Genomic DNA, 23,402 nt, shown 5'->3' on the forward strand with positions numbered 1-23,402 from the left:
CCCTCCGCCCTACCTTCGCTTCTTGCCCCCCGCCCTGACCACGGCGGCGGCCGGGCCAGGCGGGGCACCCTGTGACGCGGCCAAGCCGTCTGCCCGTCACGGTGGCGCTGATGGCCAGGGCGCCGACTCCCGTCATCCTCGCCATCACGCTTCAGCCCCCAGTGTGCTGTCCCGCAACTCCTCCACACTGCGCCGGAAGAGCTCCGGGTCACCCAGCACCCGGGCGACGGTATACGCCCCCTGAATCTCCAGGAAGATGGAGCTCCGGATTCCGGCGGCGCTCGCCTGAGTGGCCACCGCGTCCTGATAGGCGAGCACGATCCCGGCGGCCCGGGGCGCGGCCGGGTCACCCAGGGCACGCAGTTCGGCCGCCAGGGTGCCGAAGGGACAGCCAGCGTCGGCGGCGCCAGCGGGATCTTCGAGCAGCCACGCAAAGTAGCCGGCCAGCCAGGTGCGGGGCTCCAGGGGTGCGAGCCGCCCGAGCAGCGCCCGCAACTCCCGCTCGCACTCGTCCAGCACTGCCAGTACGAGTTCCTCCCGGGTTTTGACGTGGTAGTAGAGGTTGCCCAGTCGGAGGCCGGCCTCCTGGGCGACATCCCTCAGGGTGGTGCCGCCGATGGCCCGCCGCCGGTAACACCGCAGGGCGGCCTGGATGATCTGCGCGCGTGTGCTGGGCTGGCCCGTCTCCATGGGCCAAGATGTCATGAAGTCCGGCAGAACCGCACGTCCCTCTGTCCCTCTACGCTCAGTCAGAAGGTTGACTGAATGGAGCAGTGAGGGGTTCGGCGCCGCATCTGAGCGCCGGGCAAGGGAGCACGCATGAAGCACGGCATCTTGGTGACAGTGATGGTGGGACTGGTCTCTGGACTCGCGCAGGCGGGGGGAGCACAGGGTGAGCGGTCGGAGGGGATGCTGGACGTGAACGGCGCCCGTATTCATTACGTCTCGCAGGGCAGCGGCACGCCGATCTTGCTGATCCACGGGTATCCCCTCTCCGGCGAGCTGTTCGCCCGCAACCGTGACGCCCTGGCGGCCGCCGGTTACCGCGTCATCACCATCGACCTGCGAGGGTTTGGCCAGAGCAGCGCCCCAGCAGGCGATCCCGGCAGCCTGTCCACCTACGCCAAGGACGCCCTGGCCGTGCTGGATCAGCTGAACGTGCCCAGGGCGATTATCGGCGGCATGAGCATGGGCGGCCCGATCACCTTCGAGCTGTGGCGCACGGCGCCCGAGCGTTTCCTGGGCATGATCCTGATCAATACGCTGGCCAACCCCGCCGGGATCGTGGAGCAGAACATCTGGAAGGGCATGGCGCAAAAAGCCAGCACCTTCGGCCCGCAGTCGCTGGCGCCCGAACTGCTCAAGGACATGCTCACGGGCGAGACCCGTGTGCGCCGCCCGGCCGACGCGGCCTTCCTGACCGGCATCGTGAGTCAGGCCAGTGTGGCCGGGGACGTGGCGGGCGCGAACGTGCTGGCGACCCGGCCGGACTCCATCCCTACCCTGAAGACCATCACGGTGCCCACCCTGATCCTGGAGGGCCTGGAGGACACGGTATACCCGCCGGAATTCAGTCAGAAGATGCAGCAGAACATCGCGGGCTCCAAGCTGGTGATCGTTCCGGGCACGGCGCATGCGGCCATCTTCGAGAAGGCGGACGCCATGAATGCCGCGATCATCGCCTGGGCGAAGACCATCCGCTAGGGTGATGGCCATGGGGGCGCTTCCTGTCCCTGATCCGGTGCCCACACGCTGGGCTGGACAGGAGGACGCCGCCGTCCTGGGTGGGCTGGCCCAGCAGGATGAGGCCGCCATGCGCGAACTGCACCGGCGCTACGCCCCCGCACTCTATGCCCTGGCTCACCGGGCCCAGGTCATTGATCCCGATCGGTGCGTTCAAGACGCCTTCATGGCGATCTGGCGGCACGCGGAGTGCCACTCCCGGAGCCGTTTCGACGGCCGCACCTGGATGCTGATCCTGGCCCACCAATCGCTGCGCACCGGCTGAACGGCGAATGGCGCCTCAGCATCCCCTCCAGACCCTCATCCGCCTTCCTTCATCACCCGTCCGTCCGCCGGGGCTGTGTCCTCACTTTCCCACGTCGTCCTGCACCCTGTCGGACACGTTTCAAAGGACACCATGACCAAGCCTGAATCTGCCAATGACACCACCGATCGCCGCACCGTTTTAGGACGCCTGACCGCCGCCGGTTTGGGCCTGGGCCTGCTGGGTCTGGGCACGTCCGCGCGGGCCGGCGGCGCCGGCACGGCCATGAAGACCGGGATGACGGAAAAGGACTTCCGCATGGGCGTCATCGGGCCGGCCACCCTCTCCAGGATGGTCAGTCAGCTGGCGGTGGAGCGGGCCACCAACGCGAACGCCCGCGAGTTCGCCCGCTTCGAGCTGCGCGAGGCCATCGCCGTGACCACGGTGCTCAGGGAACTGAAGACCCCGGTGCTGCCGATGAACGCTCAGGCGCGGGCCACCCTGACAAAGATTGAAACGGCGGCGCCGGGACTGGACTTCGACCGGGCCTACATCACGGCCCAGTATGAGAACCACGTCTTCCTGCGTGACCTGGCCACCGCGTACCTGGCCAACACCACCCCGAGCGAGCCGACCTTTCCCGAGCAGCAGGGGCGGCACCTGGCCACGCTGGCCCTCAACCAGTTCACCGAACACGTCGAGCTGACGGCCCGCATCCTGCGCGAACTCGGGAGCTGAGCGGCGTCTGAGGGTTCTCCCGGATTGACCCGCCCCTCGCTGCTCTCCGCATCGTCCAGCGCCCCCCTCTGTGCCGGAGCCAGCCCCGTCTGCCGCGTTCCCGGGACAAGGTCAACGAGAAGACCGCGCCCTCGCCCGCTGAGGGGTAACGGCAATCATGCGCCCAATCCCTAAAGAGAGAGGCGAGCAGTGGTCGGGGTCAACCGCGTCTGCCCTCCTGGTACAGCCCAAGTTCACCAGACATCACACCCGACGTGACCACCGACCCGGGCGACGGCCCGCCGGAACCCTCCTCTTCTGAACCTGACCACGGTTCCGGCCTGGCACCTGAACACCCTGTTTTCAAGGAGCGTCCCATGCGCATATCCCCCGTTCTGCTCGGCATTATCGGTGCCCTGACCCTCTCCAGCTGCGCCCTGAGCGCCTCCCCCAAGCGCACCTCGCAGACCTATGTGCTCGTTCACGGCGCGCTGCTGGGTGAATTCTCCTGGAACCGCGTCGAGCGCCGTCTGGTCGCCAACGGCCACACCGTCATCACGCTCGATCTGCCCGGTCACGGCGCCGATCAGACGCCCGTGGAGCAGCTCAGCCTGAACGGCTACCGCGACGCCGTGGTAAAGGCCATCGGAGACCAGACGAACGTCGTGCTGGTCGGTCACAGCTTTGGTGGCATGGTCGTGTCCCAGGTCGCCGAGGCCATTCCCAGCAAGATCTCTAAGCTGGTGTACCTCGCGGCCCTGATTCCCCAAAGCGGCGAGAGCGCCAACGACCTCGCCGGCCGCGACAAGGACTCGCTGTTCGGCAAGTACGTGATGCCCACGCCGACGGCGCTGGTGTTCAGCCCGGACGGCCTCGGGCCGGTGTTCTGCAACGACTGCAGTGCCGACGACGTGGTCATGCTCCGGGCCAAGTTGCGCCCCGAGCCGCTGGCTCCCTTTGCCACCCCCGTGACCCTGACGGCGGCGAACTACGGCTCGGTGCGCAAGTACGATGTCCTGACAAAGCAGGACAGAGCAGTCAGTTACGCCTTCCAGAAGACCCTGCAGGCGCGGCTGAACTTCGTCAAGAGCGTGGAACTGGACACCGGGCACCTGCCCTTCTTCTCGCGGCCCGATGAACTTGCAAAGGTGCTCGAAGGGCTCTGAGCTGGGGTGGGGCTCCCATTCCCTCCTCATGGGGTATGAGGTCAGCGCCCGAGAAACCGGGGCATCAACGCCTGGCTCGCCGCTCGGGTGGGCGAGGGTCAGGCGGCTGGAGCCGTGACCGTCAACTCCTCAGCTCGGAAAGCGTCGCATCTACCGGAACGGGAAGCCGCTCAAGTGCACGCTCCTGTCACTCCCCCACGTCCAGATTTCGCGAACGCACCACGTGTGGCGGCCCAGCCAGCCACGTTTCAAAGCTCGCACTGAACACGCGGTAGTGCCCACTCTGCCCATGGGCCTGCATCGCCGCGTCGTCCACAAAACGCAGGCGCTGACTGGGCCGCCAGCACTCTGTCGCCCCGCGTCCGGTCACCGCCTCCAGCCCTGCTACGATGTGGGGCAGGTTCATCCATGCTCCCGTCCCCTCACCCCGCTGCTGCGCTGACCCTGCTGGACGCGCTGCCCGATCCCCTGATCACGGTGGACGGGGCTGGCCGCGTCGTGACAGTGAATCAGGCGGGGGCGAAGCTGCTGGGTGAGGCGTCTGCGGCCCTCGTGCACCGCCCGCTGCTGGACGTGCTGCTGGCCGCTGGACTGGTGTTTCTGCGCCCAGACGGCGCCGCCACCGGACAGCCGCTCCCCCCTGAGTTCGAGCTGCGCGACCGGGCGGCGCAGCGCTGGTGGTCGGGACGCACGTTTCCCCATGGCGATGGTCTCGCGGTGCAGCTGCAGGACATCACGGAACGCCGGCGGGCGCGGGGCCGGCGCGAGGCCCTCCTGAGCGTCACGCTGGCGCTGGGGGGGACGACCACGGGTGAGGAGGTCGTCCGGGCCGCGCTGCAGGTCGCCCTGCCGGCCGTGGGCGCGGCCGCCGGCGCGGTGCTGCGCCTGACCCCGGACGGCGAGGCGCTGGAGATCATGGGCGCGCAGGGCTACCCGGGCGACGTGCTCGCCCGCTGGAAGCGGATTGGGCTGGATCACCCCTTCCCCGCGCTGGAGGCCTGGCGCCGCCAGACGCCAGTGTACCTGCGAATCGCCGACCAGCCGGCCCCCTTCCCGGTGCCGCCGGAAGACCGCCGTCCCACCACCCGGGCACTGGCCGCCCTGCCGCTGCGCTCGGAAGGGGCCATGGTGGGCGTGCTGGCCCTGTCATTTGACTTCGAACCCACCTTCAATGAGTCCGAACGGGATTTTCTCGAACTGCTCGCCGGCCAGGTCGCGCAGGCGCTCGGACGGGCCCAGTGGCTGGGCGAACGCGAGGGGCTGGCCCGGCAGCGCGAGCGCGCCTTGAACGAGCTGACCCGGGAACGCGCCCGGCTCGCGGCCATCCTCGACCAGATGCCGGTGGCGCTGTGGGTGGCCGAGCTGCCCGGCGGCCGCTTAATCGGCGGGAACGCGGCCATCGACCGCGAGCTGGGGTTGAGCTTCCTCCCCGCCGAGAGCACCGAGGAGTACGCGGTATACACCGGCTTTCATCCTGACGGGCGACCGTACGCCGCTCACGAGTGGCCGATGGCCCGCACCCTCCGTACCGGCGAGGCGGTGACGGGCGAGGAGATCGAGATGGAGCGCAAGGATGGGACTCGTCTGCGCGCCCGCTTCTCCACCGCCATCATCCACGACGCGGACGGCACGCCGGCGCTGGCGGTGGTCAGCGGCACGGACATCACCCAGCTTCACGATCTGAACGTGCGCCTGGAGGCGCTGGTGGAGCACCGCACCGCCGCGCTGGACGCCTTTGTGCAGTTCACCGAGGCGGCCGCGACGACCACCGATGGCCTGACCCTGGCCGGGGTGGCGGTGGGGGTGCTGCGGGCCGCGCTGGGGGAGGTCAGCGTGGCGTACTACCTCCGCTCGGGCGACCTCTGGCAGGCCCGGGTGCTCTCCGACGACTTTGCCCCGGAGGTGGCGGCGGCGCTGCGCGCGGGCGTCTCCGTGGACAGCCCCAGCTATGCCCAGGCTGCGCGTTCGGGCGAGCCCGTCTTCGTGGCCGGCTGGGACGCCGCCGCGCAGGGCGTGGCGGTCACAGAGTCCTACAGCGCCGGCGCCTTCTTCCCCTGCGTGGTGGCCGGTCAGACAGTTGGGCTCCTGGCTGTGGGCAGCCAGCAGGCGCAGGCCTTCACCGAGCGGGAGTGCGGGGTCATTCGCGCGGTGGGTCGCTCGCTGACCCTGGCGCTGGATCGCGCCGAGCAGGCTGGGGCGCTGCGCTCACAGCGCGACGCCCTGGACGAGCGCGCCCGGGCCCTGAGTGCGGCCAACGAGCAGCTCGACGCCTTCGCGCTCTCGGTCTCGCACGACCTGCGCACCCCCGTGCGCCACATCCTGGGCTTCACCGAGTTGCTGAGCCGGAATCTGGGCGGGAGTCTGGACGGGCGCGACCGGCGGCATCTGGGCGTGATCGGGGAGGCGGCCGGGCGGATGAACGCCCTGATCGACGCGTTGCTGGCCTTCTCGCGCACCGCCCGGCATCCCCTGACGCGCCAGGCGGTCAATCTGGGCGCGCTGGTGGCCAGCGTCCAGGCGGAGGTGTCGCAAGATCAGACAGGGCAGGCGGCGCAGTGGCTGATCGGAGATCTGCCCACCGTGCCCGGTGACGCGGCCCTCCTGCGCCAGGTGCTGGTGAACCTGCTGGGAAACGCCCTGAAGTACAGCCGTACGCGCGCCCCGGCCCGCATCGAGGTCTGGGCGGAAAGGCAGCCGGAGCACTGGCTGATCGGTGTCCGGGACAACGGCGTCGGCTTTGACCCCCAGTATGGAGGTCGGCTCTTCGGGGTCTTCCAGCGGCTGCATCCCGAGTCGGAATTCGAGGGTATCGGCGTCGGACTTGCCAACGTGCGCCGCATCGTCGAGCGGCACGGCGGTGAGGTCTGGGCGCAAGGGGTGCCTGGCGAGGGCGCCACCCTGCGGTTTACCCTCCCCCGGACGTGAGGGAGGGATCAGCGCGGATGTTGAAACAACCGGGGTCGGGATGCGTGGCGCTCACCCCCGGCGCCGTGGCCGGCCGGGCCGCCCCCCTGTCTGTGCGGGAGTTGTGGCAAGTTATTGACGTCAGGGCTATGAAAGTGCCTCAGTGACGCAGGCGGCCTGAACTTCAGGCCGCTTCCTGTACCACTGTGCGCCAGACGTCGAACGCCTGTTTCTGGTGGTGACGACGGTGATGAGCAGGAACAGTACAGCGGGCCGGGTGGTGCAGATTCGTGATGCGGGCGTGCAGGTCGAGGAATCCTTGTGCTCGTCGTCTTGACCTGAACCCGCGTTGCTGACGCTCCTGTCGGCGTGTGGGACGATGGGACTGCTCCATCAGGTTGTTGCAACGGGCCGTGGACACGACTTGGATGTGCTCCACACCGTGAAGCACGGGAATTGTGCGCAGGGCAGCACCGTAACTCCACAGCTTGTCGGTGTGCACCGTGACGGGGACGCCATATTCACCCAGCAGCCGGACGAAGAAGGACTTGGCCGCTTCAGTGTCCCGGTGACGCTGCAGGAAAACGTCCAGCACAACGCCGTGCTCATCGACGGCCCGCCACAACCAGTGGGTGACGCCACCGACATCCACGTGCATTTCGTCGAGATGCCACCGGGAACCCCGTCGGGGTTCCCGGTGGCGCAGTCCCTGGGCAAACAGGTCGCTGAACTTGATGCACCACGTGCGAATGGATTCGCGGGTGACGGCAATTCCGCGCTCCAGTAAGAGGTTCTCAACGTCCCGATAACTCAGCGTGAATCGGTGGTAGAGCCAGACGGCATACCCGATGACCTCAAGCGGGAACCGGTAGCCGGGAAGCTTGTGACCACTCAACACCGCGCCACCCTACCAAACCAACTTGCCACAACCGTGTCGGTACTTTCCGGCCCGAACCACGCAAAGGTGTCGGTAGTCGACGCCTGAACCGCGAGATGCCGGAATACGCGAGTGACACAGTATTTTTTGCCATATTTCGAACTGGAGCCCAGCCGGGTCACGCAAAGGTGTCGGTAGTCGAAACCGCCCGGATTCGGCTTTCAAGGTGGCGCGTCACGAAAAACTGGCAGACGTCCCAGGCCACCTCCACCTTCAGTCGGCCGGAGATTTTGTGGCGGGTACCCATGACCTGGATGGCGTAGTCCTCCAACCTCTCGGGATGGGGGAAGGCCGAGAAGGTCAGGGCTGGGGTGTCTGCGAGTCCGCTTTTGGCGGGGAAACGCTCGTACAGCAGTGGGAGTACCACGCTCGCATAGCAGGTCTGTGAGCTGTAAACACAGTCGAGAACGGCGTACACGCCACTGGGTCAGGGCTGTCACTCTGGATCGGGTTGAATGGCCTCGGTGCGCACGAACTCACGTAGGTCATGCACGAGCGGCTCAAAAGCGGGGCAGGTCATGCATCAGCTGGGGTGGCCGCCTGCACCTGCCGCCCGACACGGTCGTACCCGGCATGTGGAAGGTGGAGCATCAATAGTCGCCAGGTACCGGTCGCTATGCGGCGTAAGCACGCTCAAGGCTGGCTGGGACGATGGCGGCAGATGTATCAGCAGATCCTCTTACCACCCCTTTAGGGCGTCCTTGAGCGACGTGTCGGCCCATTTGGCGTAGACCCTGGTGGTTTCGATGCTGGCGTGGCCGAGGTGCTGCGCTGCAGTTTCCAATCCGAGTTGGGCGGCAGCCCGGGTGCCGGCGTAGTGCCGGAGCGCATGCCAGCCCTTGTAGGTCACGCTGGCCCTGACACACAGCCGCCGCAGCCGTTCCCGCGCCGCCGTCTGCGTGCTTCCTATCACCGCCCCGTCCACGGTTTCCTCCCGCCACGCCGCCAACGCCGCCCTCAGCGACCCAGAGACTGCCACACGCCGGAGTTTCCCGCCCTTGCCGTGCTGCACGATCAGCAAATCCCCCTCGCAGTCGGCCCACGTGAGCGCGAGCGCCTCACTGATCCGCAGGCCCCCGTGCGCGCACAGCAGGAGCAGCACGCGGTCACGTGGCCCAGCCGCCGTGAGGAGCGCCTGCACTTCCGCGTGGCTGTACGGCTGCCGCTTGTCCCACGCGGCCGTCCTGTCCTTCGCAGCCTTTGTGTCGCTGAAAGGATCCAGGGCAGTGACGCCGGCCCAGCGCAGCGCCCGGTAGAGTGCCCGCGCAGCGGCCAGGTTCACGCGGACGCTCGATGGCGTGAGGCCCTGGGTTTCGAGGGTGCGGGCGTAAAGAGGCCCGTCATCCCGGTCGGGGCGGATGACGCTTACCCCAGCGTGTTCCGCATGCTGCAGGAACTTACCGACGCCCTCGCGGTACGCCCGGGCGGTACGGGGCGAGAGGGCTCCTCCGGCGGCACCATATAAATAGGTGTGCGCTTCTGTCAGTGACCACAGGCTGGCCGCGTCCAAGTGCTGGGCGGCGAGCAGGGCCCGGCGCCGGCGTTCCTCGGGATTGAGGTCAGCCCACTGGCGGGCGCCGTCGAGCGCCCCGGCCCGGAATACGTCGAGAGCGAGGGTCACTTGGTTACCGGGCGTTTAAAATAGTAATTTGTTGCATCTCCAAACTGAGAGCTTCCATTCACGGAAACCAATTCCCAGCCCAGATTGCCCCAATAGTTGAGGAAAAGATTCAAGTTTAAATTTTCCTTGGAAGTTTTTCTATCCCAAGTCTTTTTAGTTACGTACTGCCAGAAATCGTCCATATCATTGGCAGTCACTGCCCTGCCGGGTTCAACCCAATAGAATGTCCTACCATCACTTGCGGTGACTATCGTCATAGTTCCGTACTCCCACCGGGCTGCTCCTGCGCCTCCAGAGCCCAACACCACGACCAGTAGAGCTCCCCTAGCTATTCGCTTCACACCCTTACGCTAACACCGATTAGCGTAAGGGGCGGGAAGGTTTGAGACGCACTGTGCGGCTACTCCTTGCCTACTCTTAAGACTCCGGCGGCCGCTCGCCGCGTCAAGATCTCCTGCGCATCCGGCTGCAGTTCCTGAAGGCGTTCCAACATGATCCTGGCGATCGCAGCGTCGTCAAACCGCATACCCTCCACATGAGGTACCAGCGGCTCCAGCTGGGTCAGGAGGGCGTCCATGTCAACCACCCGGGTCAGCTCCAGATATTGCTCGATGCCAAACTGGGACGGCAGAGGCCCACGTTCCCCCCGCACCTGTCTGGCCAGCGTGAGCAGCCACGCCTGAGCCCGCGCCGGCCGGTCGCCGACGAAGTCGAGCACGAGCGAGTTCGTCAGAGCCTCGCCACGGTGGTCAGCGAGCAGGAGCAGACCGGTGACCGCCTTCGCACGGGGTTCCGCCAGAAGTTCCGACTGGTGTGTCTCCAACACGTCGGCCAGCCAGGCCCGCGATTGCTGGGCTGGTACGGCACCACCCGACCGGGCCTCCCGGATGAAGAGAGAGGACGAAGCCCGGTACAGGTCGAGCATCATCCACCACGCCGGCAGAATCTCGAGCACCCGCTGCAACACGACGCCACGCCCATCGGTGGATCCACCGCTGACGTGCTGCTCCAGCAGATCGACGACCGTCGACCGCATCTCCTCCAGCACGGCCGGCAAGCCATCCGGCCCGTACTGATCGTAGAGGAAACGCGCCAGAAAGCGCATGAGGGCCACCCGCTCGTCCACATCCAGTCGGCGTGCGTAGTGCTTGACCTTGCTCAAGAGCCGGCGCCGCCGCCGATCGTCCAGGCTCCGCAACAGGGCGTCGGCCGCACCCTCATCAGCGGCCGTATTCCGGATAAAGGCCTGCACGGCGGCGTCCTCGACATCTTCACTGCCGATGGCGTACTGCACGTACCGCCTCAAGTATTCCGGCTGCGCCGCGGCGAACTGACCACTGTAAGGGTCTGGTTCACGCCGGCCAAACTCGGCAGCGACGTTCGGAAAGGTGATGGCCAGCAGTTCCAGGGCCGGCCCGGTCACGTCCTTGAACACGTCGTAGACCGCGCTCCGGGGTTTGGGTGGCAGCGCCCCACCCAGCTGATTGATGCCGCCTTGACGTTCATAATGTTTCCGGACAACGATCTGCGTAGCGATGGCCGGAGAGGTCAGGTCATCCGCATGGCGCACCACCAGATCGAAGATGTCGGGAAACAGCACCCGCATCGCCTCGATGCGGCATACGTCGACCGGGTTGGTCTCCCCCCGCAGGATCGGCAGGGCGAACCGCACGGCGTTCCCCAGTCGGCGGATCTCGCGTGGCGTGGTGATGTGTGCCGACAGCACCCTGGCCAGCTGCCGCACGCCCACCAGTTCGTCGGCATCTGGCGGCAGGTCGTTCTCCGTGAAAGCCCGAGTGAGGTTCTCGAAAAGATCCTCCTCCAGGTCGATCTGGTCGAGGGCCGGTAAGGCCAGGGGCAGCTGGACGATCTTTTCGAGATAGCGGCGGCCCGAAGGCCTTCCGCGCGCCTCGAAGTGCGTTTCCAGGGCCGACGCGATGATGGCGGGGTCGTACGCGAGAATGTACGTGAAGGACGGCAGGTCGAACACCGCCTTGAGCAGCCGGAACACCGTGCGGATCGCCTCGTGATCGAGCCGGTCGAGGTCGTCCACTAGCACGACCACCTGCACGCCGGCCTCGTTGAGCTTCCTCTCCAGGGAAGCCTTCTGCTTCGAGAAACTGGCCTCCTGTCTAAGCGCCCCAGCCACGGCCTTTCCCGCAGTGCCAGCGTCTTTGAGATGCCCCAGACCGGTCGCCGTACCGGCCCATTCAGCGGCACTGCCGACAAGGTGCAGGATTCCTGCGGCCACATCCTTGACAGACGGAACCTTGCTGTCCTCCAGCGCTTCTGCCACGACCCTGACCAAGCCGAGCATCATCTGCTCCTGCGACGGGTATGCCCAGGGATTGAACCGCACCAGGATCACGTCTTTGTGATGCTCGGCAAGTTCCTGTGCCATGTACTCCAGGACGGTGCTCTTCCCCTCGCCCCAGGTGCCCTCGATGCCGATGATGAACGGTGAAGTCTCGACACGGGCGGCGACGGCCTGAGTGAGTCGCCGGACGAACAGCCGGCGGTGATACCGGTCTTCACTTAAGGTGCTGGGACGGTCGGCATGCAGCGCAATTCGCCGGTGGGTTTCGGACATACACCATCGTCGCAGGGAGACAGGCCTCATGGATGGCGACATAACGACCCGACCGCCACCGTGTCTGCTGAATCCAGAAATATTCCCGTCCCAATTGATGCACCAGATGCGGTCTGCCAGCAGGCCATCCCGATGTACGGTGGCGGGATGGACAACGGGGCATTGGAAGAGACGCATATCGCGCACCAGCAGGCGAACGCTGAACTGATCGAGGTGCTGGCCGGGCAGTTGCGCGCCACAGGTGTCGCCCTGCCGGACGAACACAGGACACCACAACCTGTACTTGAGATACCCAATGAAGAAAGCGGCCTTGCGGCCGCTTTGACTCCTTAATTGTAGCCTGGTATGCACGGAAACGCAACCGAAATCAACTGTCCCGCTCAACGACGTTCCAGACGACATTTTAGCCTGGCTATCTCAATAGGATGCATAACCCCTGACGCTGGAGCACGGGCGATTACTGACGCGCCTTCCTCCAGCCCAGCAGGCCGCGTCTGGGCAGGGGACGGGTCGTCGCCCAGTAGCCCTCCCACGCCCAGAGGACGTACAGCGTGACCACCCAGATTTCACCGAGCAGCGTTGACGTCGCCTGCCCGACGAAGGGCACCACAAACAGCGGCCAGGTGCTCAGGACGAGCAGGATCCCCGCACCTGGCGGCGTGGTGCGCAGCCAGGGCCAGTCGACCCCCAGTCCCCGCCAGTTGAGCCAGTACAGGAATACGGCCAGCACGTGGAATCCCAGCAACCCCAGTACGGGCGGCGTGGAGGCGCTGAACAGGCCGAACAGCAGCCACGTGCCGTCGACGAAGGCGACGGCACCAAACACCACGAGGGCCTGCAGTCTCGTGAAGCCGAGCAGGAACCGCATGCTCCGGGACACGCGCGGTGCTGCGATGGCCTGCGCCGGCGTGTGCCGCCGGATGGCGATCACGGCGGGCACGAAGGTCAGGGCACGAAACAGCTTGCTCCACTGCCCCGGTGTGGCCTCCAGGGTGGCCAGCCACTCGTGTTCGCGGCGAGCGGCACGGGTGGGAAGCTGGTGGGCCAGCGTCCGTACCAGCCACTCCGACAGCCGCGGGATCCACCCCCCGAGTTCCGAGGCGATTGCGGCCAGCACGAGCGCAACCAACACTTCCGGCCAGTTGATGTCAGGCATGGCGCACCGCCCCAGCCTCCGGGAACAGCAGGGCGCGTTCCGCCTCGTACCGGCGGACGCCTTCGCCGGTAAGGTGGTAGTACCAGCGGGGACGGCGGCCCTCGCCGCTGGGGGGCTCCTGCTCGGCCGCGATCAGACCCCAGGTCTCGAGCTTGTCGAGGATGGGGTAGAGGGTGCCGTTGCCCAGCTGGAGTTCCTGGCCGATGCTCAGGCCGTAGTGCTGCCGCGCCGTGTCGTGGTACAGCAGCCCCATCACGCGGAGGGCGTTGCGATTAAGCTGGGCGGTCGGCGGCATTGGTCGCATTTTCGACTATTGAGAGTGAGCTGTCAAGCGGAGGTACACCGAAGCGCCAGATGCCTGAGGAAGAGACAGGAGAGCGCCGCTGTCCGCGAGTGTCGGCATTTCAGGCGGGGAAGCGGCCTCCACCGTCGAAACCGCGATGAACCCGAAAACCCCTCCTGGCAAGCGCCCGCTCAAGGTGCAGTCGTCTTACATCCGGAAGTAGGCGGCTGTAAAGCCCGCCATGGAACATCCTCCCGAAACCCACACCGCCTACAGCAATTCCAAGACAGGCTGCTTCATTTCTGGCGCCACTGCTGCTCGCAACCCCTCCACGATCGTGAAGGAAGCCGTTATTCGACCGAGTTCTTCGAAAAGAGAGCCTGCAAAGGTCATGAAGTCCACCAAGACCGGCGCCAAGAAGCGTTGATCAACAACCTCGGTTCGTCGGCTCCCTGCACGGTCACTCCACTTCGCCCCGCACGAGCAGCACCGCCACGCTGTAGCACTCCCCCCCGACCTCCGGCGGCTCAACTTCATTGAACAGCGCGATCACGCGCGCCTTGAGCGCCTGCGCCTGGCGGGCCGTCAGCGTCAGGGTGCCGATATTCGCCATCAGCGGAGAAGGGCCTCCGAACAGTTCGCTGGCCTGTCCGCGCTCGTCGCCCAGCCGCAGGTTGCTGCCGGTCTCGTCATGCTGCTCCAGCCAGTACCCCCAGGTGTCCGCGTGGGCCCGCATCTGCGCGGCCGTCAGGGCCATCATCCGCGTCACGCGCGGCACGAGTTGCGCGGCCAGGAAGGCGTCCAGGGTCTCGGCGCCGGTCACCTCGAAGGGAATGAACCAGCGCGGCGTCACGCCGTAGCGGCGCATGCCCCGGCCCGCCCGGGGCTGGGTGGCTGTGATGACGGCGATGTCGGCGCGATGCAGTTTGCCCACCAAGTACTGCGCCCGGTTCGGGGATATGTCCAGGGCGGCTGCCACTTCCGTCACCGTGCGCGGGGCGGTCATCAGCAGGCCCAGCAGCGCGCGTAGGCCGACGTCCAGCAGCAGGGCGGCCTGCGCCGCCGTCGCGTGGCGCAGTGGGGGCAGGGCGGGAGTGTCCGGCATGCCCTGACGATAGGTCACGTCAACCTGAGTGTTCCCGTCGTGTTTCAGATTGAGCGTCGTCACGCTGAGGCCATGACCCCTCCTCTGACCCTCTGGAACCGTTCCTTCCTGCTCTGGCTGCTCGGCAGCGCGCAGTCCCGGCTGGGCTCGGCGCTCTCCGGCATCGCGCTCAGCTTCCTGGTGCTCGCCCAGACCGGCTCGGCCGGCGCGACCGCCCTGACCCTGGCGTGCGCCCTGGCGCCGAACCTGTTGATGCCGCTGATGGGCGCGTGGGTCGACCGCGTGCCCCTGAAGGTGCCGCTGATCGGCGCGGCGCTCACCCAGGGGCTGCTGCAGGTCGCGGTGGGCGGCCTGGCCCTGGCCTGGGGGGAGGTGCCGCTGGGGCTGGTGAACGGCGCGGCGCTGCTCGCGGGGCTCGCGAACGCCTTCGCGCAGCCCGCCAGCAGCGCGGCCGTGCCGGCCCTGGTGCCCCCGGGTGAGCTCGCGCGGGCCAACGGCGTGCTCACGAGCGTCTCCCAGGGCGCGTGGCTGCTCGGCACGCTGGCGGGCGGCGCACTGGTGGCGGCCGTGTCGCCGGCGGTGGCGATCGCCCTGGACGGCGTGAGCTTCCTGGTGATGGCGGGCGTGCTGACGCAGGTTGCCCTGCCCCAGGCCAGGCCATTGAGCGCGGCGACGCCCGGTCTCCTCGCTGACCTGCGGGCAGGCCTGCGATTGATGGGGCGATCGAGGACGCTGTCGTTCACGCCGCTGATCGGCCTGCTGCTGAACGCCACCCTGGCCCCGCTGCTCGTCGTGGTGCCGAAGCTGATGGGGTCGCTGGGCGCCGGCGCCCAGGGGTACGGGGCGTTTCTCGCGCTGGAGGCGGCCGGCATGGTCGCGGCCGGCGCCCTGTTCGCGGTACTCGGCCACCGCCTGCCGGTGCGGCGGGCGACGGCGGCCGGCCTGCTGCTGACAGCGGCGACCTACGGCGTGATGTGGGCCTGGCCGGTGCTGCCGGTGGTGCTGGTGGGTTCAGCGGTGCTAGGCTTCGGCTTTGGGATCCTGAACGCACCCCTGAATACCCTGTTGCAGCAACTGGTGCCGGCCGCGTACCGGGGGCGGGTGTTCAGTGTATTGGGGATGGCCTCGAGCCTTGGGATGCCGCTGAGTCTGCTGGTGGTCTCGCCCTGGCTCGACCGGGTGGCCGCGCCCGTATGGTTTGGGGCGGCGGCGTGCCTGCAGGGACTGGGGGCGGTGGCGTGGGTGCTGGTGGTGCGCTCGGAGCGGCAGCTGCCGAACCTTCAGGATCTGGATGTCGCCACGGCGTGAGGAGGAATGCACTCGATCACCTGGGGAGCGCCCATGAGCCCGACGAGGCCGAGCGGACTGACAGGGGACTTAACTCAAGGGGTCAACAGCACGGTGGCCAGCGTGTCCCCCGAGAGCGCATGGATGAAAACTCCGTTGCCCAGGGGCCGTTGATCAAGCTGTGTCCCATACGGCGTGAACGGCGGTGGCGCAGGTGTACGGTGAAGTCTACGTCGCTGAAGCTCACCGCTCAGCAGCAGGCACACGCGCACGCCAACAGCGCGCAGGTGAAGGGGCTGACCGAGCACCTCTATCAGGTCGGCGCAATCCCACTCGACGACTCGGCAGCCCCGGTTCATGCCGAGGGGCCGTCTGAGTCAGGCGGCAGCGAGAACCCGGGGTTCAGGCCGAGCGGTTCGGTGGCCGATGTCCTCCGCCCGTCGAGTAGAGATACGTTTCAGCTTGCGGAGGACTAGAAATCTCTGGTGCGGGGGGGCGAACTGTGACAGGTTCTATGAACCTTGTAAGGCCGCCCGGGCTTACGGCCCCGTTCCCGGCCAATCGCAGCGTGGGGCTCAAAAGGGTACGTCCCGCTTCAAAAGGCGTAGCGAACGGTGCAGTACGGCAATTCCTCGCGCAGCAGCGCCGTGAAGCGGCTCACCGCCTGCCCCTTGAGGCCCCGCCGGTAGCGCAGGTTGGTGCCGCCGTACTCGGAAGTCTTCGTCTCCTGCCACTGCGGCGTCCACAGCAGCCCCTCCGCCTTCGGATGCCAGCCCAGGTTGACCTCGTGCAGGCCCGCGTTGTGGGTCAGGAAGATGACCTCGGCGGCCAGTTGCGCCTTGGCCGCGGGCGTGAGCGCCGCGTCCACCTGCCCGAAGAGTTCCCGGTAGGCCTGCGTCCAGCCCTCGAAGATGATCACGGGCGAGAAGTTCAGGTGCACCTCGTACCCGGCCTCCACGAACTCGTTGATGGCGGCGAGCCGTTCGGGGATGGACGACGTGCCGATGTCCACCGTGCGCGCCGTGGCCGCCGGCATCAGCGAGAAGCGGACGCGCGTGCGGCCCTGCGGGTCGTAGCCCAGCAGGTCGCGGTTGACATACTTAGTGGCGAAGGAGGCCTTGGCGTGGGGCAGGGCGCGGAACAGCGCGATCTGGTCGCGCACGTTGTCCGAGATCAGCGCGTCCACGCTCAGGTCGCTGTTCTCGCCCAGGTCGTAGACCCAGGCGGCCGGATCGACGGAGTTCGGGGTCAGCTTCTGGCCCTGCTTCGCGGCATGCCGGCCCAGGGCCGAGAGCACGTCCTCGATATTGGCGAACGTCGTGACAGGGTTGGCGTAGCCCTTGTGGCGGGGCACGTAGCAGTAGGCACACGACAGCGCGCAGCCGTTGGCCATCCCGGGGGCGATGAAGTCGGCGCTGCGGCCGTTGGGCCGCAGGGTCAGGGTCTTGCGTACGCCCAGCACCAGCACCTGCCGCTTGATGCGCAGCCAGTCCTTCACGAGCCCTGCGTTGCCGTGCAGGCCGGGGATGTTCTGGTGCGAGGTGACCTGGAGGTGCTCGGCCTGAGGGAAGCGGTTCAGGATCTCCTGGCCCCGGGGCAGCGCGGCGGCCCGGGGATCGACATAGATCTGCCGGATGTCGAGGGGAAAGCGCGTCGCCACGCCGCAGTAGAGCGCTCCTGGTTGTGGGACACCGCGAGCGGACAGACGATGTGGCCCGAACGGCCGTGACTCTCCCAGATTGCTGGCTACAGCCGTTGCGGGATGAGGAATCTGGTTGCCGCCTGATTGCCGGATGTCGGCCTCTTCCAGGGAGGCGCGGATGGTGGGGCGTGAGGAGGGCCGAGTCTCGATTCCCGGCACGGCATTCACGCGGAGTCAATCCGCCGCGTCGGCCGGCTGGACGCGGCCCAGCGGCACCTCGGCCAGCCGACTGACCCTGACCGTCACCGCGCGCCCCGTGCGCGTGACCACGCCCTGCACCAGCAGCGCCCGCGCGTCCCGGAGGAGTACCCGGTGCGCTTCCCACAGATCCGGGGAGATGATTGCCTGAATTCGGGCGGTGGCGTCCTCCAGCACGTAGAACGCGAAGCCTTTCGCGGTCGGTGGGCGCTGCTTCGCGACCACCACGCCCGCCGCCCAGACGGTCTCGCCATGCTTCAACCCACCCAGGGGGAGACAGCCCAGGTCCCGGAGTCGGCCCCGGTGGGCGTCCAGGGGGTGCCGGCCGGTCTCGCTCAGCCCCTTGGTGGCGAGGTCGAGGAACAGCACTTCATCCGGGGAGAGCTCGACCAATTCCGGCGACTCGGACTTCGGGGTCAGCACCCCGTGCGTGCCCGGGGGCTTCGCGTTCGCCACCGTGTGCAGCACGTAGTACGCCTCCCGGCGGTTCTTCTGAAGATCCACCCCATCGAAGGCCCCCGCCTTCACCAGGGCTTCTAGGGTGTCCCTCTTCAGTTCCACCCGGTCGTAGAAGTCCTCGACCGACCTGAACTTCCCGTTCACCAGGCGCTCCTGCACGATCCGCCGCGCGCTCTCCAGACTCAGCCCCTCGACGGCGGTCAACGGGACACGGACACCACGCGCCGTTTCCGCCCGGTAGCTGATTCCGGAGCGATTCACATCGACCGGGCTGAGTCGCACGCCTCTCCTGGCAAAGTCCGACGCGATCACCCCCTCCGGCCACATCCCCGGCGCTTCCGTGAGCAGCCCCGCCAGAAACGCCGCCGGGTGATGCCGGCGCATGTATGCTGAAGCGTAAGCGTGCTGGGCGAACGCGTGCGCGTGACTCTCCGCAAAGCCGTACCCCCGAAAGGCTGCGCAGGTCGTGAAAACCGCCTCCGCCTCCCACGGGAACGCCCCACAGGTCAGGCCCGCGCCCGCCACGAAGAGGGTTTTCAGCTCCTCCAGTTCCGCTGGATCCTCGACCTTCCCCAGCCGACTTCTGAAGCGATCCGCCTCCGGCCACGAATACCCCGCGTAGTGCACCGCAATCCGCAGGATCTGCTCCTGGAACATCAGCGTGCCATAAGTTGCTGCCAGGATGGACTTCAGCGGCTCCGGCTGGTCGGGAACGGGCTCCTCGCCCCGGGCCCGCCGGACGTACGGATGCACGGTGCCGGACTGGATCGGCCCCGGCCGCACCAGCGCGATCTGGTGCGCCAGCGACGTCATATCCCTCGGCTGTAGCCTCGCCGTCATCTGCACCTGGGCCGGGGACTCGATCTGGAAGAGCCCCATGGTATCCCCGGACTGGATCTCCTGCCAGACACCGGGGTCGTCGGGCAGCTCGCCGTACGGCACCCACTCGCCGGTCAACCGCAGCACTTCCTCCCGGGCCCGTTCCAACGCCGCCAGCATGCGGAGCCCCAGCAGATCAAGCTTGATCAGGCCAAGCTTCTCCACGTCATCCTTGTCGAAGGCGAGCATCCGGATGCCCCCCGAGGAGCGGCTCAGCGGGCTGTGATGGGTCAGGGTGTCGCCGCTCAGCACCACGCCCCCGGAGTGCGGCGCGAGGTGCCGCACGAACCCCGGCTCGATGCGCGAGAGCAGGGTAAGCAGCGCGTCCTTGACCGGGGCGTCCCCCAGCACCTCGCTGAAGACGACCTCCGCTGCTCTCGCCCGGTGCGGCCGGTGGTGGCGGAAGTCGCGCCCCAACGCCCGACTCAGCCGGTCGCGCAGCTCCGGGGGCAGGCCTAAGGCGCGGCCGAGATCCTGCACGGCGCTCGGCAGCCGGTACGTGATGCGGTTGGCGACCATCGCCTCCCCCGCCCCGTCCTGGCCCCAGCGCTCCTCCACCCAGGCGAGCACCTGATCCCGCCGGGAACTCGCGATGTCGATGTCCACGTCTGGCATGGACGTGCGCCCGGTGTGCAGGAAGCGCTCGAAGAGGAGGTTGTGCTTGATGGGGTCGGACAGGGTGATGCCCAGCAGGTAGCAGAGGACGGAACCTGCAGCCGAGCCTCTCCCGGCCGCGAGGATGCCGTGCTCCCGGCAGTAATCGGTGACCTCGGCGGCGGTGAGGAAGAAGCCCGCCATGTCGAGGCTGCGCACCGTCGCGAGTTCCTGCCGCAGGCGGGTGTCCGCCTGCACGAGCACGTCCGGGGCGTATTTTTCCCGCAGCGCGGTGAACGCCCGCTCCTCCAGCACGCCGATCGGGGTCTGGAAGGGTTTCAGCCGGGGCTCCGGTGAAGCCAGACGTTCGGGCAGGAGGTCGAGGGCACCGCGCTCAGCCAGTCTCCTCGCGTTCTCCAGGGCGTCCGGGAAGGGCAGCAGCCGGCCCCACTCGGCCGGCGTGCTGACGTGACGGGCGTCGTTGCGCGGCCGCTCCGCATGGGGCGTCTGGACGTCGATGCCGAGCCGCGCACAGGTCAGCGCGTCGAGCAGCGGGAAGTCGGCCGCCTCGGCCATGCTGACCTCGGGGGCCGCCACCACGGGCAGTTCGAGATCCCGCGCGAGGCCGCGCAGGTACTCCAGCCGCCGGCGTTCATTGGGGGCCGCCCCGTGGTACAGCTGCACGTACAGGTTGAACGGGAAGATCGCTCGCAGGGTGCGCAGGAGCTGCGCCGCCCGCGCGAGTTCCCGCCGCTCCCCGAGCACCGTCGGAAAGCCGAGCCGGCCCCCCGTCAGGCAGACGAGATCGCCCCGTCCCTTCCCCGCCACGGCCTGCAGGACGGCCAGGGGCACGCCCTCCGGGCTCTGGAGGTGCACGTGCGTGATCAGCTCGCAGAGGTGGGCGTAGCCCTCCCGGCTCTGCGCCAGCAGCACCAGGGGGAAGGCCTCGTTCGCCGCCTTCGAGCGGGGCGGGGCCGGGAACAGGACAGGCAGGGTCACGCCGATCAGGGCCTGCAGTCCGGCGTCCCTTGCGGCCTCGCACAGTTCCACCGCCCCAGAGACCGAGCACCAGTCCACCAGGCCGACCGCGCTGTATCCCCGCTGAGCCGCAAGCTGCACGAGCTTCCTCGGGCTCACGGTGGAGCGCCCCTCACTGAAAAACGACTGGCACGCCAGCAGCACCCCGAGTTGCGCCATCAGTCCTGCAGCCTCGCGAGCCACCAGCGGCCGGAGGCGTCCTCCTGGTGCAGCTCCGCGGTCAGCGGCCCGAGATCGACGAGGAAGCAGTCACGGGCACTCTCGCCCAGCCACCAGCGTCCTCCAGCGCGCCACTCGTCGTGCAGAGCCGTGACGGGGTACAGGCGGTCATTCCAGGTGACGCGGTGAGGTCGGCTGTTCCTCACCTCCACCGTCACCAGGGCCTGCGTCGCCTTCACGGGGACACCGCCTCGAAGAAAGCCAGCACGCCCTGCACCGCGCGGTCATGCCGCTGGGCGCGGGTGGGCATGACCCTCGGCGGCGTCATGGGCGTGGCCCTGACCTCACCGGTGAGCCAGTCCACCCACTCGTACTGCGCGTCCGTGACGTACGAGAACGGGTCGAGCCAGTGCACCCTGACCAGCGCGTCCGGGAAGCGACCGAGAACATCTTTGGTCACCTCCAGCTCCGCGAGCCCCGCCCAGAGGCCAACCATCCGCGAAGGCTGCGCCAGGCCGCTGAACCCCACCGTCAGGCGGTCGATGCCCAGGGAGAGGGCGTCCGTCTCGGTCAGAGCCAGGGCCGCGAGGCGCTGCAGGGCCTCCTCGTCCAGCGGCCACTTCAGCTTGCGGGTCGCGGAGAGGGCGCCCAGGGCGGTCTCGGCCTTGACGTGCAGGTACGCGGCGGTTCGGCCACGCAGCTCCGTCCAGAGGCCAGGAAGAACCTCAACGAGCGCCGCGTCCAGCTCACCCGGTTCATGCACGGGCGCGTCCACGCTCAGGCGGGCCTCGATCATCTGGCCGGGAACGTACCGGGCGACCGCCGTCGTCCTCTCTCCCCTCAGGAAGCGGTTGAGCGCCTTCCCCACGTCCACCCCGAGGAAGGCCTCCCGCTGGGCGGGGCTCCACTTCACCAGGTCGGCCAGTCCACGCAGGCCCAGGAAGCGCAGCCGCTCCAGGTGGGCCGGGGTGAGGCCGAGCACCTCCAGGTGCCCGATCGGCGTCAGGGCGAGGAAGGCGGCCTCCGCCTGGCCCGCGCCGGCCGCTTCCTTCACCTCGCCCGGCTTCGCCCGCAGCGCCGCGAGCTGGGCGACCTCCAGGCTGGTTCCCAGGCCGACCGGGGCATGCAGGGCCACCGCGAGTTCCCGGGCCGCTGGGGCGGTGAGGGTGAGGAAGGCGGTGCCGGGCGTCCGGCCCTCCACCCGGTCGGCGTACCGGGCATAGAGTTCCTCCAGAAGTTCATTCCAGGCCGTCTGTGCAGCGGGGGCGGTGATCACCTCCGCGTGCAGGTCGGGGCAGCGGGAGAGGGCCGCCGTTTCGCGCATGCCGACCGTGACCCCAGCCAGCGCCGCCTCCGGACTCACGTGCACCACCTTCCGGGCCTCACTTAGCACCGCGACCGGCACCCCGGGATGCCCGCGCTGCACCAGCGTCAGGGCCCACGGCGCAAGGTGCACGCAGGCGATGAACGTGCGCGCCACCCTCATCGCCTCCGGGAACTTCGCTTGGGTGCCCCGACGCCCAGCCGGCCGATCATGCGCCCCTGCACGACCACCTGATCGGCGGGAAAGCTCAGCCTCGCCATCGCCGGGTTCTCGGACTCCAGCACGATCTCATCCAGCAGGCGGTAGAGCCGTTTGAGGGTGGCCGTGTTCTCGTCGGGGAGCAGCACCACGGCGATCTCGCCGTCCATCACGTCACTGGCCGGCCGCACGAGCACGAGGTCGCCGTCCATCAGGCCGATGCCGGTCATGCTCTCCCCGCGCACTTCCAGGAGGTAGTCCCCCTCCTGCACGCCGAGCAGCGCGTCCAGGCTGGGCGTGCGGCGATCCGGGGCCTGCTCGGCGAGGGTAGGCGGCCCGGCGGCAATCTGGCCGTAGATCGGGATGCCCGTCTCAAGGAGGGCGTGCGCTTCGTCGGTGAGCTGCAGCCGACCCCGGGCGCCGGGTCGGTGGATCAGTCCGAGGGCGGTGAGGGCGGCGAGGTGGGTGGAGATGGTGGCTTCGGTGAGGCCGAGGAGGCGGGCGAGTTCGGCGGCGGTGGGCGGGGCGCCGCCCTGGATGAGGCGAGCGATGGTGCGCAGGAGGTTGAGGCGCAGGGCGGTCAGGCGGGGGGGCATGGGGTCACCTCGGAGAACAAGCTAAGAATTCTTAGCTAGTTGGATTGTGATCGTGAGCAGGGAACCCGTCAAGCCCCGCCAGGCGCGAGAGCTTTGAACTTGGGCGCTTCAGTCCTTGCCAGAGGCGTATTCAGATGACATGATTACGCGGTGAGCGAATCGCCCCCCGAACTGATCCTGCTGGTGCCCGACGGGTATGACGCGCTCCCCGAGGCGTACGAGGAACTCGAACTCCACGTCGACGGGTGGTACGGGGCCACCGTACGGCTGATCCCATCGCCCTCCGCCTTCCCGTGCGTGATGCCGCTGTATGCCGGGCCGTGGGCGTGGCACGATCGCCTGCATGATGACCTTTGGCCGCGTATCCGACGGGCGTTTTACACCCTGGACTGGATGGACGGCGTGGGCGCCTGAGTCGCTGGGCGTGCGTCCAGGGCGGCGGCAGGATCACTCTGGAGCGACACACCTGAGCGCTCAGGGCGGCGGTGCTCGCCCCTCCATG

At 67.9% G+C, this 23,402-nt stretch carries 21 protein-coding genes; 8 read left to right on the forward strand and 13 right to left on the reverse strand.

Annotated features, from left to right (window positions below):
- Nucleotides 1-144: 144 nt before the first annotated feature.
- Nucleotides 145-690 (reverse strand): TetR/AcrR family transcriptional regulator, encoded by a 546-nt coding sequence (locus CVO96_RS19855; RefSeq protein WP_103314207.1) that lies wholly within the window; start codon nt 688-690, stop codon nt 145-147.
- 129 nt (nt 691-819) lie between these two features.
- Here CVO96_RS19855 and CVO96_RS19860 point away from each other — a divergent pair, with 129 nt between their 5' ends.
- The 5 genes from CVO96_RS19860 to CVO96_RS19885 all read left to right on the forward strand — a co-directional run bounded on the left by CVO96_RS19860 (nt 820) and on the right by CVO96_RS19885 (nt 6,795).
- Complete coding sequence (locus CVO96_RS19860) at nt 820-1,704, forward strand: alpha/beta fold hydrolase (RefSeq protein WP_103314208.1); 885 nt, start codon at nt 820-822, stop codon at nt 1,702-1,704.
- A 10-nt stretch (nt 1,705-1,714) separates the two neighbouring features.
- Nucleotides 1,715-2,008, forward strand: a complete 294-nt coding sequence (locus CVO96_RS19865) for a hypothetical protein (RefSeq protein WP_165795463.1) — start codon at nt 1,715-1,717, stop codon at nt 2,006-2,008.
- Between the two features lie 132 nt (nt 2,009-2,140).
- Entirely contained in the window at nt 2,141-2,725 is a 585-nt protein-coding gene (locus tag CVO96_RS19870; RefSeq protein ID WP_103314210.1) for a DUF305 domain-containing protein, read from the forward strand.
- 356 nt (nt 2,726-3,081) lie between these two features.
- Nucleotides 3,082-3,870 carry an alpha/beta fold hydrolase gene (locus CVO96_RS19875; RefSeq protein ID WP_103314211.1) on the forward strand — a complete coding sequence of 263 codons (789 nt, stop codon included), beginning with the start codon at nt 3,082-3,084 and terminating at the stop codon, nt 3,868-3,870.
- A gap of 408 nt (nt 3,871-4,278) precedes the next feature.
- On the forward strand, nt 4,279-6,795 hold the full coding sequence (locus tag CVO96_RS19885) for a GAF domain-containing protein (protein WP_103314213.1): 2,517 nt from the start codon (nt 4,279-4,281) through the stop codon (nt 6,793-6,795).
- A gap of 163 nt (nt 6,796-6,958) precedes the next feature.
- On the opposite strand, the gene CVO96_RS19890 is transcribed toward CVO96_RS19885, so the two are convergent.
- The 4 genes from CVO96_RS19890 to CVO96_RS19905 all read right to left on the reverse strand — a co-directional run bounded on the left by CVO96_RS19890 (nt 6,959) and on the right by CVO96_RS19905 (nt 11,922).
- Complete coding sequence (locus tag CVO96_RS19890; protein ID WP_103314243.1) at nt 6,959-7,669, reverse strand: IS6 family transposase; 711 nt, start codon at nt 7,667-7,669, stop codon at nt 6,959-6,961.
- 721 nt (nt 7,670-8,390) lie between these two features.
- Entirely contained in the window at nt 8,391-9,332 is a 942-nt protein-coding gene (locus tag CVO96_RS19900; RefSeq protein WP_243398529.1) for a tyrosine-type recombinase/integrase, read from the reverse strand.
- Nucleotides 9,329-9,589, reverse strand: coding sequence for a hypothetical protein (locus CVO96_RS20875; RefSeq protein ID WP_133161887.1), 261 nt, complete (start codon nt 9,587-9,589; stop codon nt 9,329-9,331). Before CVO96_RS20875 ends, CVO96_RS19900 begins: the two co-directional genes overlap by 4 nt.
- Before the next feature lie 143 nt (nt 9,590-9,732).
- Nucleotides 9,733-11,922 (reverse strand): KAP family P-loop NTPase fold protein, encoded by a 2,190-nt coding sequence (locus tag CVO96_RS19905; protein WP_165795464.1) that lies wholly within the window; start codon nt 11,920-11,922, stop codon nt 9,733-9,735.
- Here CVO96_RS19905 and CVO96_RS21200 point away from each other — a divergent pair.
- Nucleotides 11,890-12,255 (forward strand): hypothetical protein, encoded by a 366-nt coding sequence (locus CVO96_RS21200; protein ID WP_165795465.1) that lies wholly within the window; start codon nt 11,890-11,892, stop codon nt 12,253-12,255. The genes CVO96_RS19905 and CVO96_RS21200 overlap by 33 nt on opposite strands.
- A 124-nt stretch (nt 12,256-12,379) precedes the next feature.
- Here the strand turns inward: CVO96_RS21200 and CVO96_RS19910 are convergent, their stop codons facing one another.
- The 3 genes from CVO96_RS19910 to CVO96_RS19920 all read right to left on the reverse strand — a co-directional run bounded on the left by CVO96_RS19910 (nt 12,380) and on the right by CVO96_RS19920 (nt 14,466).
- Nucleotides 12,380-13,078, reverse strand: coding sequence for a hypothetical protein (locus CVO96_RS19910; protein ID WP_103314216.1), 699 nt, complete (start codon nt 13,076-13,078; stop codon nt 12,380-12,382).
- The gene (locus tag CVO96_RS19915; protein ID WP_103314217.1) at nt 13,071-13,382 is read right to left on the reverse strand and encodes a PadR family transcriptional regulator; all 312 of its coding nucleotides are present in this window, start codon (nt 13,380-13,382) and stop codon (nt 13,071-13,073) included. Before CVO96_RS19915 ends, CVO96_RS19910 begins: the two co-directional genes overlap by 8 nt.
- Before the next feature lie 439 nt (nt 13,383-13,821).
- A complete protein-coding gene (locus CVO96_RS19920) occupies nt 13,822-14,466 on the reverse strand; it encodes a winged helix-turn-helix domain-containing protein (RefSeq protein ID WP_133161888.1) in 645 nt (214 codons plus the stop codon).
- A 72-nt stretch (nt 14,467-14,538) separates the two neighbouring features.
- Here CVO96_RS19920 and CVO96_RS19925 point away from each other — a divergent pair, with 72 nt between their 5' ends.
- A complete protein-coding gene (locus CVO96_RS19925; RefSeq protein ID WP_103314219.1) occupies nt 14,539-15,774 on the forward strand; it encodes an MFS transporter in 1,236 nt (411 codons plus the stop codon).
- 574 nt (nt 15,775-16,348) lie between these two features.
- On the opposite strand, the gene CVO96_RS19935 is transcribed toward CVO96_RS19925, so the two are convergent.
- The 5 genes from CVO96_RS19935 to lexA all read right to left on the reverse strand — a co-directional run bounded on the left by CVO96_RS19935 (nt 16,349) and on the right by lexA (nt 22,900).
- A complete protein-coding gene (locus CVO96_RS19935) occupies nt 16,349-17,413 on the reverse strand; it encodes a spore photoproduct lyase family protein (protein WP_103314221.1) in 1,065 nt (354 codons plus the stop codon).
- Between the two features lie 216 nt (nt 17,414-17,629).
- Nucleotides 17,630-20,782: a DNA polymerase III subunit alpha gene (gene dnaE / locus CVO96_RS19940; RefSeq protein WP_243398530.1), complete on the reverse strand. Its 3,153-nt coding sequence runs from the start codon at nt 20,780-20,782 to the stop codon at nt 17,630-17,632.
- A complete protein-coding gene (locus CVO96_RS19945) occupies nt 20,782-21,021 on the reverse strand; it encodes a hypothetical protein (RefSeq protein WP_103314223.1) in 240 nt (79 codons plus the stop codon). Before CVO96_RS19945 ends, dnaE begins: the two co-directional genes overlap by 1 nt.
- Nucleotides 21,018-22,262: a Y-family DNA polymerase gene (locus tag CVO96_RS19950; RefSeq protein WP_243398531.1), complete on the reverse strand. Its 1,245-nt coding sequence runs from the start codon at nt 22,260-22,262 to the stop codon at nt 21,018-21,020. The genes CVO96_RS19945 and CVO96_RS19950 overlap by 4 nt, the downstream gene beginning before the upstream one ends.
- 2 nt (nt 22,263-22,264) lie before the next feature.
- Nucleotides 22,265-22,900 carry a transcriptional repressor LexA gene (gene lexA, locus CVO96_RS19955; RefSeq protein WP_103314225.1) on the reverse strand — a complete coding sequence of 212 codons (636 nt, stop codon included), beginning with the start codon at nt 22,898-22,900 and terminating at the stop codon, nt 22,265-22,267.
- Between the two features lie 150 nt (nt 22,901-23,050).
- On the opposite strand from lexA, the gene CVO96_RS19960 reads away from it, so the two are divergent.
- Complete coding sequence (locus CVO96_RS19960; RefSeq protein WP_103314226.1) at nt 23,051-23,314, forward strand: hypothetical protein; 264 nt, start codon at nt 23,051-23,053, stop codon at nt 23,312-23,314.
- Nucleotides 23,315-23,402: the final 88 nt, after the last annotated feature.

The sequence above is a fragment of the Deinococcus koreensis genome (assembly GCF_002901445.1).
Classification (GTDB): domain Bacteria; phylum Deinococcota; class Deinococci; order Deinococcales; family Deinococcaceae; genus Deinococcus; species Deinococcus koreensis.